This window comes from Marinobacter sp. 3-2 (genome assembly GCF_003751355.1).
Taxonomy (GTDB): Bacteria; Pseudomonadota; Gammaproteobacteria; order Pseudomonadales; family Oleiphilaceae; genus Marinobacter; species Marinobacter adhaerens.
Window position 1 is genome coordinate 131,550 of the sequence record NZ_RJUQ01000018.1, and the last position, 15,540, is coordinate 147,089.

The 15,540-nt window shown below is 57.5% G+C and carries 15 protein-coding genes; 9 read left to right on the forward strand and 6 right to left on the reverse strand.

Annotated features, from left to right (window positions below; translation table 11 throughout):
- Positions 1–107: 107 nt before the first annotated feature.
- From EDB94_RS18405 to EDB94_RS18420, 4 genes are all read right to left on the reverse strand, one after another.
- Positions 108–1,496 carry a DUF1329 domain-containing protein gene (locus tag EDB94_RS18405; RefSeq protein WP_014576536.1) on the reverse strand — a complete coding sequence of 463 codons (1,389 nt, stop codon included), beginning with the start codon at positions 1,494–1,496 and terminating at the stop codon, positions 108–110.
- Positions 1,497–1,632: 136 nt separating this feature from the next.
- A complete protein-coding gene (gene pepN / locus EDB94_RS18410) occupies positions 1,633–4,275 on the reverse strand; it encodes an aminopeptidase N (RefSeq protein ID WP_108019164.1) in 2,643 nt (880 codons plus the stop codon).
- An 82-nt stretch (positions 4,276–4,357) separates the two neighbouring features.
- Complete coding sequence (locus tag EDB94_RS18415) at positions 4,358–5,197, reverse strand: DUF2797 domain-containing protein (protein ID WP_108019163.1); 840 nt, start codon at positions 5,195–5,197, stop codon at positions 4,358–4,360.
- A complete protein-coding gene (locus EDB94_RS18420; RefSeq protein WP_008170505.1) occupies positions 5,194–5,484 on the reverse strand; it encodes a YeaC family protein in 291 nt (96 codons plus the stop codon). The genes EDB94_RS18415 and EDB94_RS18420 overlap by 4 nt, the downstream gene beginning before the upstream one ends.
- Positions 5,485–5,793: 309 nt before the next feature.
- Here EDB94_RS18420 and EDB94_RS18425 point away from each other — a divergent pair, with 309 nt between their 5' ends.
- The gene (locus EDB94_RS18425; RefSeq protein WP_108019162.1) at positions 5,794–7,029 is read left to right on the forward strand and encodes a phage integrase central domain-containing protein; all 1,236 of its coding nucleotides are present in this window, start codon (positions 5,794–5,796) and stop codon (positions 7,027–7,029) included.
- 641 nt (positions 7,030–7,670) lie between these two features.
- On the opposite strand, the gene EDB94_RS18430 is transcribed toward EDB94_RS18425, so the two are convergent.
- Both EDB94_RS18430 and EDB94_RS18435 read right to left on the reverse strand, forming a co-directional pair.
- Positions 7,671–8,654 carry a phage portal protein gene (locus EDB94_RS18430; protein WP_108019161.1) on the reverse strand — a complete coding sequence of 328 codons (984 nt, stop codon included), beginning with the start codon at positions 8,652–8,654 and terminating at the stop codon, positions 7,671–7,673.
- A complete protein-coding gene (locus EDB94_RS18435) occupies positions 8,654–10,417 on the reverse strand; it encodes a terminase large subunit domain-containing protein (protein ID WP_108019160.1) in 1,764 nt (587 codons plus the stop codon). Before EDB94_RS18435 ends, EDB94_RS18430 begins: the two co-directional genes overlap by 1 nt.
- Positions 10,418–10,579: 162 nt before the next feature.
- Between EDB94_RS18435 and EDB94_RS18440 the strand changes: the two genes are divergently transcribed.
- From EDB94_RS18440 to EDB94_RS20640, 8 genes are all read left to right on the forward strand, one after another.
- Positions 10,580–11,407 (forward strand): GPO family capsid scaffolding protein, encoded by an 828-nt coding sequence (locus EDB94_RS18440; RefSeq protein ID WP_108019159.1) that lies wholly within the window; start codon positions 10,580–10,582, stop codon positions 11,405–11,407.
- Between the two features lie 13 nt (positions 11,408–11,420).
- Positions 11,421–12,428: a phage major capsid protein, P2 family gene (locus tag EDB94_RS18445; protein WP_108019158.1), complete on the forward strand. Its 1,008-nt coding sequence runs from the start codon at positions 11,421–11,423 to the stop codon at positions 12,426–12,428.
- A gap of 9 nt (positions 12,429–12,437) precedes the next feature.
- Positions 12,438–13,268, forward strand: coding sequence for a phage terminase small subunit (gene gpM / locus EDB94_RS18450; protein WP_219908280.1), 831 nt, complete (start codon positions 12,438–12,440; stop codon positions 13,266–13,268).
- Positions 13,269–13,371: 103 nt separating this feature from the next.
- Entirely contained in the window at positions 13,372–13,833 is a 462-nt protein-coding gene (locus EDB94_RS18455) for a head completion/stabilization protein (protein WP_108019157.1), read from the forward strand.
- On the forward strand, positions 13,830–14,039 hold the full coding sequence (locus EDB94_RS18460; protein WP_404935314.1) for a tail protein X: 210 nt from the start codon (positions 13,830–13,832) through the stop codon (positions 14,037–14,039). The genes EDB94_RS18455 and EDB94_RS18460 overlap by 4 nt, the downstream gene beginning before the upstream one ends.
- Before the next feature lie 33 nt (positions 14,040–14,072).
- On the forward strand, positions 14,073–14,462 hold the full coding sequence (locus EDB94_RS18465) for a hypothetical protein (RefSeq protein WP_146162224.1): 390 nt from the start codon (positions 14,073–14,075) through the stop codon (positions 14,460–14,462).
- Positions 14,462–15,259, forward strand: coding sequence for an N-acetylmuramidase family protein (locus tag EDB94_RS18470; RefSeq protein WP_108019154.1), 798 nt, complete (start codon positions 14,462–14,464; stop codon positions 15,257–15,259). The genes EDB94_RS18465 and EDB94_RS18470 overlap by 1 nt, the downstream gene beginning before the upstream one ends.
- Positions 15,256–15,465, forward strand: coding sequence for a hypothetical protein (locus EDB94_RS20640; protein ID WP_146162223.1), 210 nt, complete (start codon positions 15,256–15,258; stop codon positions 15,463–15,465). Before EDB94_RS18470 ends, EDB94_RS20640 begins: the two co-directional genes overlap by 4 nt.
- Positions 15,466–15,540 lie beyond the last annotated feature (75 nt).

Here is a 15,540-nt window from a genome sequence, read left to right on the forward strand (position 1 = left end):
GGCAAAGCCGGGAATAACTGTGAACATACCGGCAACCTTACGATTGCCGGTATGTCGGGTCGCCACTTCCTGTGGGCGGGGGGACGCATCCCTCAGCCAACAGCGCGTTAGCGAACACTCCTGCGGCGCAGGGAGGCCGGCGAGAAGTAGCGCTTGTTCGGGACCTCGTCGGTGAACACGCGGGTATTCGGCTCTTCCGTATCCAGGCCGAGCACATGATAACGACGGGCCTGAAGGTCATGATAGACGTCAAGAACCGTCCACACACCCGGAAGTTCATAATAATTTTTGGGCAGGCCCATGGTTACCCGCCAGAGTTCGCCACGACCGTCGTACTGATCCAGCAGAACGGTGTTCCAGCTATCCTCGTCAATATAGAACCGACGTTTGCCGTAGATATGGCGCTCCCCGTCTTTCAGCGTGGCTTCAACCACATGAACGCGGTGGAGCTCCCAGCGGGTGAGGTCTGGATTCAAGTGTGAGATACCCAGGATTTCCTCGTAAGGAAGACCTTTTTCACCAATCCGGTAGTTGTTGTAGGGGATGTAGATCTCCCGCTTGCCCTCGTAATTCCAGTTGTAACGGTCCAGGGCCCCGTTGAAGATATCGGTATCATCTGCAGTACGAAGGTTGTCTGCCGCTGCAATCGGCGAATCGTAACCAAGGTTTGGCGCCCGTCGCACGCGACGCTGCCCGGCGTTATAACCCCAGCCATTCCGCGGATTGATGATCTGGTTCAGGGTTTCGTGGATCAGGATGGCACCACCGGCCAGACGGGGTGGTGATTGGGTAAACGACAGGTAGTAGAAGATCACGTTATCCAGATCTTCCTCCCCGCCTTCCGGGTTGTAGTAATTGAAGAAGGCTTCCTGCTGGGAGGTAACCAGCGAATAGTCACCGTTGGTCTGGACCGCCACCTCACTGGAGCGCCGGGTTACAGACACACCGCGCCAGCGTGTCAGATGGTTCCACACCGCCTGCCAGGCTTTCTGCTCGTCATTGCCATGCAGAATCGGGAACGGGTAGCCGCCAAACGCGCCATCCAGGCCTTCGCCCTGCCCAACAATTTCTGCGTTCACAGCGTTTTCCCGAGTATTCTCAGCCACCCAATCGGGAACCGCATGGGTACGACGGGACTGGTAAACGGGCACGCGGAACGTTGTCGGGTAGGTTTCCAGCAACGCCTTCACACCATCAGTAAGGTACTCCCCGTACTGATCCATGTTGGCTGGCGTGATGGTAAACAGGACTTCGTCATCCGGAAAAGGATTGATGTGGTGCTGGCCGCTTCCCTCATAGCCGGGAGGCGGCTCTGTCAAGCCTCCGGTCCAGGCCGGAATGGTTCCGGCGCTGTTGCCGGCCTTGGGCGAGCCAAAGGGTGTCAACTCCTGACCCAGACGGGCCGCTTCACTGGCGGAAACAGCCGCCCACGCAGGCGCTGATGCCACGGAGAGAGCCAAGAGGCCGCCGAGAATCGCATTTTTGTTATACATCATTGTGAAACCTTAAGTGCGTCTGGAAGCCTCTTTGGAGGCTTTTTTATTGTCGTCTGATGGAATTACAGACCTTATTCCAGATTAACCGATCCCAGACTAAAGTCTATCGACCGAAAGTGCGATTTTGTATCTGACTTCAATCGGCAAGGCTCTTGTGCACTACCTCGTAGACGTCCCGGGACAATCCGGCTTTGTCCCGGATACGCTCCAGGGCCGATTTCATGCGGTCGCTGTACGAGGGCGCAAACTTTCTCCAACGGGTCAGTGGCGTAACCAGACGCGCGGCAATCTGCGGATTGCTGTCGTCCAGGCGGCACACCTGATCGGCAAGGAACTGGTAACCGGATCCGTCCGGATTATGGAAAGCTGCCAGGTTCTGGCCCGCAAACGCGCCAACCACAGACCGGATCTTGTTGGGGTTTTTCCAGTCGAACGCCGGATGCTCAAGAAGCTTGTGGATATCAGAGAGCTGCCCGGCCTGATCACTGGCCGCCTGGACAGAGAACCATTGCTCAACAACCTGGGGGTCGTCCTGGAACCGATTGTAAAAGTCGTCCAGCGCCTCCTGGCGATCAGACTCAAAGCCTGAATTGACCAGTGCTCGCAAGGCACCCATGCGATCGGTCATATTGTCAGCGGCGTTCAACTGACTGACAGCCAGACTCCGACCTTCCTCATCATCAATCATCAGCAGCCAGGCCAGCGCGGTGTTGCGCAGGCTACGGCGGGCAATAGCTTCCGGTGTCACCTCGTAAGGGCCACTGCCCTGATGCCGCTGGTAACAGCCCAGCAACTCGCCTTTCAGGGCACCCGCCAGATGCCGCAACACGGCCTCGCGAGCACGATGGATCGCCGGTACATCGGCCTTGTCTGTCAGTTCAATCAGGTAGGCTTCAGATGGCAACTGCAGCATTTTCGCAACCAGTGCCTGGTCAAGATCGGCGTCGGAAATCAGCTTGCGATAGGCCTCAACCAGTCTCGGGTCAATCTCGGCATCATCGGGCGCATTAACCAGCGATTGAATAACATCGACCGCCAGTCTCTGACCCGCATCCCAACGATTGAACCCGTCCGGATCATGGCTCATCAGGAACAGCAGTTGCTCGCGGGTCCAGTTGTAGCGAACCCGAACCGGCGCGGAGAAGTGCCGCAAAAGTGATGGCACGGGTCTGGACTCGACGCCATGGAATTCGAACGTGTGGATGGCTTCGGTCAGCTCAAGCACCCGCTCCGTCGGCGCACCCGAATCTCCGGATTCAAGCTGCAACGGCAGGGGCTGGCCATCCTGTCCAAGCAGACCCAGCGCAAACGGGATGTGCTGGGTTTTTTTGTTGGTCTGGCCCGGGGTATCCGGAATGCTTTGCTCAATGGTCAGGCGGTACACGCCTGTCTCCGCGTCAAAGTCGTCCGAAATGGCCAACACCGGCGTGCCGGCCTGCTCGTACCACAGACGGAACTGGCTCAGATCCCGACCGGAGGCATCCTCCATGGCTTTTACAAAATCATCGGTTGTGACGGCCTGGCCATCGTGGCGCTCGAAATACAGGTCACTGCCCTTGCGGAACATGTCCGGCCCCAGCAGGGTATGGATCATGCGTACGACCTCTGCACCTTTCTCATAAATGGTCAGGGTGTAGAAGTTGGAGATTTCCATGTAGGAAGCCGGCCGCACCGGATGCGACATCGGGCCTCCGTCTTCAGCAAACTGGGCGGTACGCAGCAGCGTGACATCCTCAATCCGCTTCACAGTCGGCGAACCCATGTCTGCCGAGAACTGGGAATCCCGGAAAACGGTAAAGCCCTCTTTCAGGCTGAGCTGGAACCAGTCGCGGCAGGTGACCCGGTTACCTGACCAGTTGTGGAAATATTCGTGGGCAACGATGGCTTCAATGCGCTGGAACGCCATGTCCGTAGCGGTTTCCTGGCTGGCCAGAACACAGGACGAGTTGAAGATGTTGAGCCCCTTGTTCTCCATGGCGCCCATGTTGAAGTCGTCTACCGCCACAATCATGAAAATATCGAGGTCGTATTCACGACCATAGACTTCCTCATCCCAGCGCATGGAACGCTTCAGCGAGTCCATGGCGTGATCGCATTTCTCGGCGTTACGGGGCTCCACATACATACGCAGATCGATGTCGCGGCCAGAGCAGGTGGAAAACGTGTCCCTTTTCTCAACCAGATCTCCGGCCACCAGGGCGAAGAGGTAACAGGGCTTGGGGAACGGATCTTCCCAGGTAACAAAATGACGGCCGTTTTCCAGCTCGCCTTTTTCAACGTCATTACCATTGGAGAGGAGAACCGGATAGGCGTCCTTGTTGGCTTCTATGCGAGTGCGGAAGCGCGCCATCACGTCCGGGCGGTCCGGGAAGAATGTGATGCAGCGGAACCCTTCAGCCTCGCACTGGGTGCAGAACATGCCCGAGGACTTGTAAAGCCCTTCCAGACGGGTATTGTTCTGCGGCTCGATCCAGGTGACGACTGTCAAAGTGAACTGTTCCGGCACCGAGCGAACCACCAACTGATCGCCCCGATCTTCATAATCACCCGCGGCCAATTCAGCGCCGTTCAGAGCGACGGATTCGAGCGTCAGGCTGTCACCATCGAGCTCCAGAGGCGCCGCCGTCTCATCCGATTCCGGGTTCCGGCGGAGTTCGAGGGTGCTGTGCACCCGCGCGCCATCCTCAAAAAGCTCGAATCGCAGGTCTACAGTGTCGACCAGATACGCAGGTACCTTGTAATCGCTCAGATAAATGGTTTGTGGCTGGCTGGTACGCATGGGTTTTCTCCAGAATTCGCGGCCGGCGGGCACTGGCATACAGTACCCACAGGCATGACAAGATTTGCCGGGAAAGGCGCTATCAGCCTTCCATGACACGGAAGCGGACTTCATAACCGGTGAACTTCCGAATATTGATCACACCGGTATCCAGAATAAGGTACTGCCCCTTGATGCCCTCAAGTACGCCTTCGACCTCCGGCGATTTGTCGAGGTTATGGGTTTTGATCTTGGCTGGCCAGACCTGGACAGGATAGCTCAGGCCAAGCCCCTGCTCGTCAACTTCCCGAATGGAGTCCTGACCGTGGGCCTGCCTGAGCGACTCAAGGTCGTCGGATATCAGCCCAAGCATCCGCTGCCGCTCATCCACCAGATCGAGTTCCGGGACATCGCCCTTGAGCATGGCCCGCCAGTTGGTCCGATCGGCGACGTGAGCCTTACAGGCAACTTCCACAAGGCCTGCGAGGTATCGCGTTGCAACGCGCACCATCGGGATAGCGTCAACAGCCCCCTGGTCAATCCACCGTGTTGGCACCTGGGTCGCCCGGGTAATACCAACCTTGAGGCCCGACGAGTTCGCAAGGTACACCACATGCTCCACCATGCAATGGGTTTCACCCCACTCGGGCTCACGGCAGGTACCAAGATGATAGTGGCACTTCTCCGGACTCATGATGCAGCTGTCACAAGCGGCAAGCTTGCGGAAACAGGGGTAACAAAAGCCCTGATTAAAGCTTTTGTTGGTTTTCCTGTCGCAATGGATACAGCGAATCACGCCATCAAAATCCAGGCGCAAAGGCCTGCCGATCAGATCATTCAGAGGAATGCGGGTATCGCCAACGGCAATGGAATAGGCCACCGGGTTTCCGGCCTCCGCCGGCATTTTCCGGAGCCGGCCGGTGACATCAATCAGTTCGCTCAAGACTTGACCTCGACAAACTGGCTGGGGTCCATATCGTCTTTATCCTGCTTGCGCTGCACCGAAGGATCGCAGGCGGTACCGGCTTTGCTGCCCCGATCCAGGTAGCCAGTACGCTCTTCTTCAGGAATGTTGTGAAGGTTCTCGTAGTAGATCACCGCTTCCAGGCTGATTTCACGCTGTTCGGGCGTCAGTTTTCGGCCATCAGGCCATTTGCCGAGTTCAATTGACTGCCGGAGGCTCCGGTAGACATTGGGATCCAGTCGCTCGATCAGTTCTTCGTAAGTCATCCCGCTCTCCTGAAAAAACGTTCATTAAAAATATGGCGGAACCGTTTGACAGCATCAAACGATAATGATTATCATTACTTCACCAAATGACGACGGTCGTATCATTTGGTCTCTCTCATCAGGAGCTAGAGAGGCTAACCGAGTGTAACCGTACTTGGCTAGAACTCTCGTTGAAAGCTCGTTAGGGCTGGTATAGTGTTCACCTGATTTAACCAGGCGTCACCGTGCCAGCCCCTTTTTTTATGTATACCCCTTTGTATACCTGGCCCCGCCTTGTAGACCTGTGCTCAAACTACCCCGGATCAATGCATGAAACGGTCACAGATCAAGCGACGGCCGCTCGCCGATACAGTTCTGGACAACCTGGAGCCTGAAAGCAAGGACTATCGCGAAAAAGACAGTCCTGGCCTGTATTTCCGGGTGAAATCCAACGGTACCAAGTCCTGGAACCTCAGATACAAACGTCCGAACGGTAAATGGGCATGGCTTGGACTGGGATCTTACCCGAATGTTTCCGGCGAGGCAGCCCGGGAAAAGGCTTACGCTCTGCAGAAGAAAGCGGCCAGCGGTGTCGACTTGAAAGAATACAGCGAGGGCAAACGCTCAAAACCGCTGTTCCGAGAGGTCGCCGAGGACTGGTACCGGCGCAAATCCGGCGATGATCTCGCACCGAAGACTCTGAGACTGATGCGGGATGCCCTGGACAATGACATCCTGCCAATTCTCGGAGACTACAAGATAGACACTGTGACGCGAGCTCAGTGCACCAAGGTCCAGTCACGCATCGAGGAACGAAAGGCCTTCGAAATAGCGAAGAAGGTCCGGAGCTGGCTGAACCAGATCTTCAAACTGGCGATCGCCCACGGCCACCGGGAATTCAACCCGGCCGGTGAACTGGGCGAGGTTGCCCGTAAGGCGCCACCGACAAAACACCACCCTTTCCTGCTGGAGCCAGAGCTCCCCGCTTTTCTGAACAGCCTCCACCGATCCAACAGCACGTTCAACACCAGAGTTGGTTTGTGGATGCTGCTGTTAACAGCGAGTAGACCAGGCATGGTTCGGCATGCCGAATGGCCTGAAATCGATCTGGACGAAGCGTTATGGACTATTCCAGGAACTAAAATGAAGAAGGACCTGGACATCGTCATAAGCTTGCCGACTCAACTCGTGCGATGGCTTGAGCTCTTATCGGACGTGACAGGCCATTGCCGCTGGCTGTTCCCTGGTAGCCGAGATCCACGCCGACCGATCAGCCACACCTCGTTCAACATGGCGCTGAACCTGATGGGATATAAGGGAAAGCTGGTCGGCCACGGAGCCCGACACACGGCCTCAACGCTGCTGCGCGATCACGGTTGGCGAAAGGACTTTGTCGAACGGCAGCTGGCGCACGTTGAGGGTGGTGTCTCTGGTGTTTACAACAAAGCCGAGTACCTTCGGCAACGGCGGCAGATGATGCAGTGGTACGCCGATTACCTCCACGCTTTAGCCGATGGCACCGCCCAGGAGAAACAGGACGACTTCTCCGTGCGTATTCTCCGCTGATACGAGCTCTCCTCACATTCACGCTTGCAGACTAGCTCCGTTTATTGCCTGAACTCTGTTTATAAAAGAACGGAGATTTTGAGTGATATACGCGCGTGTGTGCGTGCGCGTGGGGCGGGCTGGCTCAGAATGCAGGAGGGCTTCGGAAAAGTGTAACACCTGTAATAAGTGTAACATTTAGTTCTATCTATCTGATTATAGTGACAATTACTTGTTACACTTTTGAAGGTTAAAACGTAACACCGTTACACTTTGCAAACGTAACAAACTGGCAAACTTACCCCTAATAAAATCAACGATGTAGCATTTCCGTTACGTTTTGTTGCACTTTAGGTGTAACAGGATTTATCCATTTATTTCAGACACATACAAGCTTTTTTCAGGCATTGTTACGTTGTTACACTTTTCCGAAGCCCCCCCCTACTTCTCAGGAACCGGCAGACCATCAATCAATGACTTACAGCTCTTGCCGCGTTTGAAATTCCGGCCCGTTGAAAAACCTTTGTATCAAGAGCGCGCAGGCGGGGTGGGGTGACCGCGAGCGTCGGGGGTGGGCACCCCTGCCCGGGGGTGGCTGATATCGGGCACAAAAAAAGACCACCCGAAGGTGGCCAAGCGCTGACGCAGTCGTCGAAAGAGGTTCAGGTGGTAGGTTCGCCCAGGCTGTAGGGCCGGAAGCGGATCACTTCCTTGCCCACGATGTCGTTCATTTCCAGCAGCCGCTCCTGCAGTGGCTCCAGTTCATTGGCTGCGAAGACTCTGGCGGCCTTTTCAGAATCGCCGAAGCCGCTGGTGTTGGTGGGAATGATGCCCATCAGCTGGGGCGGCACGCGGTGGCCGGCCAACTGGTCGTCACGGGTGGCGTTCTTGATGTTCCAGAATTCGTCCTTGGCCGCGACCTCACTGACCGGGATAACCTGCATGCCGTCTTTCTTCCCGTTCGGGGCATACATGAACAAATTCTTGAAGTTGCCCGGGCCCTTGCTTTCCCGCAGAGCTTTGCGAAGGGCATCGATGTCTTCCTGATTCTGAGCGGGATCGGTCATGTACATGATGAAGCCGGCGTGGCTGCCGTTCTGGTAGTACTTCCGGCGAAACAGTGTGGCGCTCTCATTCAGCCAGGCAGACTGCAGGGATCCGATGTAATCCGGAACGCCATATAGCTCCTGGTCGATATCGGGCTCCATCAGGTGAACAATGCTTCCTCGAGGAAACTCCTGCTTCTGCTCCCAATCGTGCACCCACCAGTACTGATCCTCCTCCACACCTCGGCGGCAGTACTTCGCCAGAGCAGGCCGGATCCGTACCAGATTGCCGAGCCGGTTGGTCAGCTGCTCCCCATAGAGGTTGCCAAACACCAGGTAATCCAGCGCCATCCGTGAGAAGTCCTGCCGGCTGAGGTATTCCGTCGGCTGGAAGGACTTCACCAGGATGTTCCGCTTTACCTGGAGCGCACTGCCATGGTGAGCGGTTGCGCGGTAAGACTTGGCCAGCGCCGACTGATCCACCGGAGGTTCGTAGTAGTCCATGCCGGCCATCCAGCAGCCGGTATAGAGCATGTCATACCGGTCCATCACCGGTACCGGGTCACCGAAGGTGAAAGCTTCAACGTGCGGTTTGGTCATCAATAAATCTCCATCATGCTGCCACCTTGTTCGGTTGGCCCTTCGAGGGGTTCGTTTGCCAGTGCGTGCATAACCGCCCATGCCAGATCGGCGTGGCCAGTGTCTTCACGACGGCCGGATTTGTAGGTGATGTGGCGTTGGGAATCGGTCATCCCCCGGCGTATGGCCATAAAGCTCTGGGCCAAATCGCTCCAGCCCGCGTCAAACTGGAGGCGGCCTCGATCGATGATGTTCTGGGTTTTTATCACCAGGCGGGCTTTCACGTCCGGGCTGTAGTTGAACCGTGTTACCGCGGGGAAGAACTTCTCCACTAACTCGGCGACAGCTTCACCCAGGCCGGTGGTATCGATGCCGATATAGGCGACGTTGTAGCGATGGGTGAGCTTGCGGATCTCCTCGGCCTGCTGTTCATAGTCCAGGCCCCGGAAGCGCTGTTTCTCGATTACCCGGTGGGGCTTGAGGTTGGATCTTGATGGAGACACCACGGCAACACCGGCTCCGTCTCCATCCTCGCTGCCGCCTGCCGGATCGTAACCAATCCAGACCGCACCATCACCGAGCGGTCGATCGGTGTACGGCTTCAGATCTCGCCATTCCACCCAACTGTCCACCATGCAGCGCTGCAGCTTGGCCAAGGGGAACACGGCGTGGGTGTCATCCACGAACTGGCACATCAGCAGGTTCGCGTATTCATCATCGGAGTACTCGAGGCGCAGCTGGTCGATATCGAACAGGTCGCACCCGCCTGCCATGGCATCTTCGACGGTAACGATCTGGCGCCATTGGCCATCCCCACACGCCATGCCATTGGCAAGTGCCGCATGGGAAGTGTCGATGCTTACTCGCTTATCCTTGGCCCGGCGTTTGTTGAACAGGTCACCGGTCCAGAATGGGTAGGCATCATGGGTGATCGCGGAAGGTGTGGAGAAATAGGTCTGGCTCCACTTCTTGTGCATGGCCATGCCGGAGGCCACCTTCCGGAACTCCTGGAAGTTCTGGATCCAGAAGTACTCATCCATGTACAGATCGCCGTGGTAACTCTGGGCGGTCCGGACGTTGGTACCGAGAAAATAGAGCGTGGCGCCATTGGGCAGCACCAGCGGATCGCCCCGGAGCTCAACCCCGCAAGTGTCCTTGATGAACTGGACGATGTACTGCCGGAAAACATGGGCCTGGGCCTTCGAGGCACTGAGGAAGATCTTGTTTTTGCCGGTGTGGAACGCATCCACGATCGCTTCCCGGGCAAAGTACCAGGTTGCACCGATCTGGCGTGACTTCAGAATGTTCCGGATCCGTTGGGTAAGGCCCGCCACCTTCCACTTGTGCTGGTAGTCGAAAAGCGATTCATCGAAGGCTTTTTCGATCAGTTCCAGGCCCTCCTCGCCGATATCGTTCTTGGCCTTTCTGGGCGCCCGGTTCCGCTCCTGGATCTTCGGGTTCAGATCCGATTCGCGGCCGGTCTCCTCATACCTATGGACACGAGCCAACCGTTCGAACTGCCGCCCTAGTAGATCGATTTCCTTGTAGTCCTTCCCTTCCTTCGGGTCCTTGAAGATCAACTGAATCATCCGAGATTCGAGCGAACTCTCCACCCGCTCCATCGGTGGAGCGTCGTCCCATTTGAATCGCTTTCGCCAGGCGTTGATCAGCTGCGGGCTAATGTCCAGGTGCTCCGCAATGCGCGAAGGCCGCCACCCCATCCACAGCAGAGTGCGGGCGGAGACGAACTGTTCTCTGTATTCCGATTCGACGACTTTATCCATGCAGCCAGCGTAAAGGCTGCGCGCGAGGGTTCAGCGTGCGGTGTTTTGTATGGGGAATCGACACAAAGGCGGCAGGTTGGCATTGAATGCCCTTCCCACGAATCTGGGGGCACTTGCATGACAACTGAGTAAGCATCGCCCAACAGGCACTGGAGAGGCAACATGAAAAAATGGTTCCGAGTGGCCACCGAAGGCGCCACTACCGATGGCCGGGCTATCAGCCGGGCGTGGATCGAGCAGATGGCCAAGAACTTCAACCCGCAGAAGTACGGTGCCCGGGTTTGGCTGGAGCACATGCGCGGCATGTTTGCCGATGGCCCGTTCAAAGCCCTGGGTGATGTCCACGCACTTCGGGCTGAAGAGAACGCCGACGGCAAGATGGAGCTCTTTGCCCAGATCGAGCCGACCAACGACCTGGTCAGCATGAACAAGGAGCGTCAGAAGATTTACACCTCCATCGAGGTGGATCCGGAATTCTCAGATACCGGCGAAGCCTACCTGGTCGGCCTGGCTGTGACCGATTCGCCCGCTTCCCTCGGTACCGAGATGCTCCAGTTCAGTGCCACTGCAAAATCCAACCCGCTGAACGACCGAAAGCAGCGCCCGGAGAATCTGTTTACCGCTGCCCTCGAAACCGAGCTGGACTTCACCGAAGAAACCGAAAGCGAATCCGGCAACGAGTCCGACGAGCCCAGCCTTTTCAACAAGGTGAAGGCACTGTTCACCAAGCACCGGGAAGCCGGCGCCGCCAAATTTGCCGACTTTAAAAAGGACTTGGAAAGCACGCTGGGCCTGTTCGTATCTGAGGCCCAAGAGCTGCGGGGCGAACTGGAGAAAACCCAGGGCAATTACACCCAGCTGAAGAAGGACCATGAAGCACTGGAACAACAGTTCAACGAACTGAAGACCAAGCTGGAGAAGTCCCCCCACAACCACAGCCAGCGTCCGCCCGCCACCGGTGGCGAAAACGCAATCCTCACCGACTGCTGAAGGAAGTCAGACTATGCGCAATGAATCCCGAGTACAGTTCAACCAGCTCCGTCGTCGGATTGCGGAGCTTAATGGCGTCGAATCCGCCGCCGAGACCTTCGCGGTCACTCCCAGTGTCCAGCAAACGCTGGAACGCCGCATGCAGGAGTCCAGCGACTTCCTGAGCCGGATCAACATGATCGGTGTGGACGAGATCAAGGGCGAAAAGGTTGGCCTGGGCGTAGGTTCCACCATCGCCGGCCGTACCGATGTCAGCGCCAACGATCGGACCCCTTCCGACGTCAGCGACACCACCGGCAACGGCTACGAGTGTTTCCTGACCGAGTTCGACACCGCCGTGCCCTACTCCAAAATCGATGCCTGGGCCAAATTCCCGAACTTCCAGGCCATGCTGCGCGACGCCATCGTGCGCCAGCAGGCCCTGGACCGCATCATGATCGGCTGGAACGGTACCAGCGCGGCTGCTGCTACTGATCGAGTTACAAACCCGCTCCTGCAGGATGTGAACAAGGGCTGGCTGCAGCATTATCGCGAGCAGTCACCGGAGCGCGTCCTGACTGAGGTGGTTGCCGCATCCGGTGAGGTGACCATCGGCGCCACCGGCGACTACAAGAACCTCGACGCTCTGGTGTTCGACGTGCTGAACAGCATGGTCGATCCCTGGTACCGGGAAAGCCCGGACATGGTGGTTCTGGTTGGCCGCACGCTGATGTCCGACAAGTACTTCCCGCTGATCAACCAGTCCAACGCCCCGACCGAACAGCAGGCACTGGATCTGCTGGTGAGCCAGAAGCGCATCGGCGGCCTGCAGGGCATTCAGGTGCCTTATATCCCGGATGGCACTCTGATGATCACCACCCTGGAGAACCTGTCCATCTACTGGCAGCAAGGTGGCCGCCGCCGTCACATCATCGACAACCCGCGCCGTAGCCGCATCGAGAACTTCGAGTCCTCCAACGATGCCTACGTGATCGAGGATTTCGGTGCCGGCGCAGTCGTTGAAAACATCACGCAGGTGTAAGGAGGACTGATGGTCAGCCCAGCAAAGAAACGCTTTGAGAAGGTCCGCGCCGCCCGCGAGGCGGCTGCGGCCGAGGATATGGAGAAGGCCCGAAAGGAAGCCCAGGCCAAAGCCCAGGAACAGGCCCCAGCCAAGGAGCGTCCCAATCCTTATAACCGTGGAGAGGGTGGCAAACCTCGGCCAAGCCCTGCCCGTATGCACTTCGATCGTTCCCGGGCGAAAGCAGAGGCGTCAAAGGCCACGCCGGCCAGGCCACAAGGTGATTCCTATGAGCTCCACAAGGCCGCGATCGTCGAGGATATCCGGCGCCTGTCAGACATCCAGAGCATCGAGCGCAAAATCGAAGCCAAGCGGGAACTGCTGCCGAACTACGAAGGCTATGTTCAGGGTGTTCTGGAAGGTGGCAAAGGCCAGCAGGACGATGTGCTTATGACCCTGATGGTCTGGTACCTGGATGTGGGCGAGCTCTCCACGGCAATGGATATCGCCGAGTACGCTGCAAACCATGGGCTGGAAACGCCGGACCGGTACCAGCGAAGCACTGCGGCCCTCGCCTCTGAGGAAGTGGCCGACTTTGCCCTGAAACTGGACAAGGAAGCCGAGAACCAGGAAGAGGTTCTGGAACAGCTCCAGCGTTGCCTGGCCCTGTTCGCGGATGCGGACATGCACGACCAGGTAAAGGCGAAGCTCTTCAAGGCTGAAGGTTCGATTCTGGACAACACCGGTCACACCGAAGCCGCAGTCGCCGCCTATGAGCGGGCGCTTAAGCTGAACGACAAGATCGGCGTGAAAAAGGACATCGAGCGCCTGAAAAAGGAACTGAAGAATTCCGGCCAATAACCGGACCCGAGTCGGCACCCCGACGCCAGGCGGCACGGGGCCCTGAGCCAAGGCCACGCCGGAAGCTCTACGGCCCCGTCCACCGCCTTCACCCGGAGGCAGTATGAGCCTGATCGCAGCCGGTGGCACCACCGAGCCCGTCATCATCACCAACGCAGCTTTTTTCCCGGACCTGAACCTTCAGGAATTCCGCGATTCGATGCGCCTGGACGGCACCGTCACCGACGAGCGAGCCCAGCACGCCCTCGAGGCCGCGATGTTCGATGCCAATCGCTCTCTGGCCGATTACATGAAGTCTCAGAAGGATCTCGGCTTCGACAGCTTGGAAAACGTGCAAGATGCCGACTGGCAACCATCCGGCACAAACGTGCGCCTATACCTTCGGGCAGTCTGGTGTCTGGCAAAGGCCAACCTGATCGAGCGGTACCGGGATTACGACTCCACAGGGAAAGGAGAAGCCAGGGCCGAGGCCATGGATCTGACCGGTGATGATCTCAGGCGTGATGCTGCTTGGGCGTTATCCGATATCCGGGGCGCCAATCGCACCACCGTGGAGCTAATCTGATGGACGAGGTTCGAACCATCCAGGGCGATACCGTTGACCTGGTCTGTTTCCGCTATTACGGCTACACCGCTGGCGTCACTGAGTCAGTTCTTGCCGCGAACCCTGGCCTCGCCGATCTGGGGCCGGTACTGCCGATCGGCACCGTGATCAAAATGCCAGAAGTCGCAGCCAAACCCACCCAAGCGACCGTCCAGTTGTGGAATTAGGGAGACGGCATGCCGCCAGAAAAGGCTGAATCTATGCAACTGCAAGAGATGGTCGCCCTGGATTGGGCGGCAAGGCTGAGACACCTGGAGGATCTTCACCCACGAGTGAATGCGCTGGAAAGCGCTGTCGCCGGGCTGCACAAAGACCTTCAGAACCTCGCTGAAGACCAGAAAGAGAACCACAAGGAAACCCAACAGGCGCTGAAGGATTACCTGGAACACAGCCAGCAGCGAATGGAAAAGGGTGAATCTGCCATGCAGGGGGCCATAAACCGCCTGGATAAGAACGTGACCGGATTGGCCAGAAAGGTGTGGTTCTTCGCTGGCGCTGTCTGGGTAATCATCGGTATCGCTGGTATCGCATTTGCCATGCGCAAAGAGCTGTTCAGCGCTGCAGCCGCTGTCATAGGAGCCACGACATAATGATCAAGATCGGAGATGTAGGCCAGCATGTCTCAGCCCTGCAAGCCAGTCTGAATAGTTTTGGGGCCGCTATCGAGGTGGACGGCTGGTTTGGGGAATCGACAGAAAATGCCGTAATACGCTTCCAACGCCAGAACGGCCTCATGGTTGACGGCATCGCCGGCCCGGCTACTCTTGCCCGCCTGGAACCATCCAACAGCTTCAGCCCAGACAAGCTGCTGAGTGAGGATGACCTGAAATATGCGGCCCGACGGCTGGGCGTGCAGCTCGCCGCGATCAAGGCTGTAACAGAAGTAGAGAGTAAGGAATCCGGCTTCCTCCCCTCCGGCAAACCGGTGATCCTTTTTGAGCGGCACATCATGTACCGCCGCCTACACCCTTCCGAACGCGGGCACAACGCCGCCAAGGCGCCTGGCATCGTAAACGCAAAGCCAGGCGGGTATGTAGGCGGTGAAGGGGAATGGCGACGCCTGAGCCGGGCACGAAGCATCCACGAACCTACCGCCATCGAGTCAGCCAGCTGGGGCCTTTTCCAGATTATGGGTTTCCACTGGCAGGCCCTGGGCTACTCGTCCCCGTTTGATTTCTGGGCAGCCATGCACCGCAGCGAAGGTGAGCAGCTGGAGGCGTTCGTCCGGTTCATCAAAAAGGACAAGGCCCTGCACCAGGCGCTGAAGAACAGAGACTGGACAGCCTTCGCAGAGCGTTACAATGGCCCCGCCTACGCCCGAAACCAGTACGACACCAAGATGGCGGCCGCCTATGACCGGTTCCGCGCTGTGGGGCGAATCTCGTGAAACTGACACCGGAACAGCTGGACGCCTGGCGAGTAGTCCCCAGGCTCCTAGTGATCCTTTACGGCTGGCTCTGTTTCGACACTCACCAGTGGTTCATCGCCCTGGAAATGCCCACCACAGCTCAGCAATTCTACGCGAACGTGATCTGGACCGGTGCGGCCGCGTGGTTCGGTTTCTACGTCAACAGCGGAAGAAAGCAGAAATGAAGTTCTACCTGGTAATCGGGCTGGTCATTACGGCGCTTTGCGGAGCCCTTTGGGCCAGCATCGATAACAACATGG

What these genes read in the sequence shown, in the direction of transcription:
- EDB94_RS18405 (WP_014576536.1), bottom strand. Translation starts at nt 1,496, where the DNA reads ATGATGTATAACAAAAATGCGATTCTCGGCGGCCTCTTGGCTCTCTCC.
- pepN (WP_108019164.1), bottom strand. Translation starts at nt 4,275, where the DNA reads ATGCGTACCAGCCAGCCACAAACCATTTATCTGAGCGATTACAAGGTA.
- EDB94_RS18420 (WP_008170505.1), bottom strand. Translation starts at nt 5,484, where the DNA reads ATGACTTACGAAGAACTGATCGAGCGACTGGATCCCAATGTCTACCGG.
- EDB94_RS18425 (WP_108019162.1), top strand. Translation starts at nt 5,794, where the DNA reads ATGAAACGGTCACAGATCAAGCGACGGCCGCTCGCCGATACAGTTCTG.
- EDB94_RS18430 (WP_108019161.1), bottom strand. Translation starts at nt 8,654, where the DNA reads ATGACCAAACCGCACGTTGAAGCTTTCACCTTCGGTGACCCGGTACCG.
- EDB94_RS18435 (WP_108019160.1), bottom strand. Translation starts at nt 10,417, where the DNA reads ATGGATAAAGTCGTCGAATCGGAATACAGAGAACAGTTCGTCTCCGCC.
- EDB94_RS18440 (WP_108019159.1), top strand. Translation starts at nt 10,580, where the DNA reads ATGAAAAAATGGTTCCGAGTGGCCACCGAAGGCGCCACTACCGATGGC.
- EDB94_RS18445 (WP_108019158.1), top strand. Translation starts at nt 11,421, where the DNA reads ATGCGCAATGAATCCCGAGTACAGTTCAACCAGCTCCGTCGTCGGATT.
- gpM (WP_219908280.1), top strand. Translation starts at nt 12,438, where the DNA reads ATGGTCAGCCCAGCAAAGAAACGCTTTGAGAAGGTCCGCGCCGCCCGC.
- EDB94_RS18455 (WP_108019157.1), top strand. Translation starts at nt 13,372, where the DNA reads ATGAGCCTGATCGCAGCCGGTGGCACCACCGAGCCCGTCATCATCACC.
- EDB94_RS18465 (WP_146162224.1), top strand. Translation starts at nt 14,073, where the DNA reads ATGCAACTGCAAGAGATGGTCGCCCTGGATTGGGCGGCAAGGCTGAGA.
- EDB94_RS18470 (WP_108019154.1), top strand. Translation starts at nt 14,462, where the DNA reads ATGATCAAGATCGGAGATGTAGGCCAGCATGTCTCAGCCCTGCAAGCC.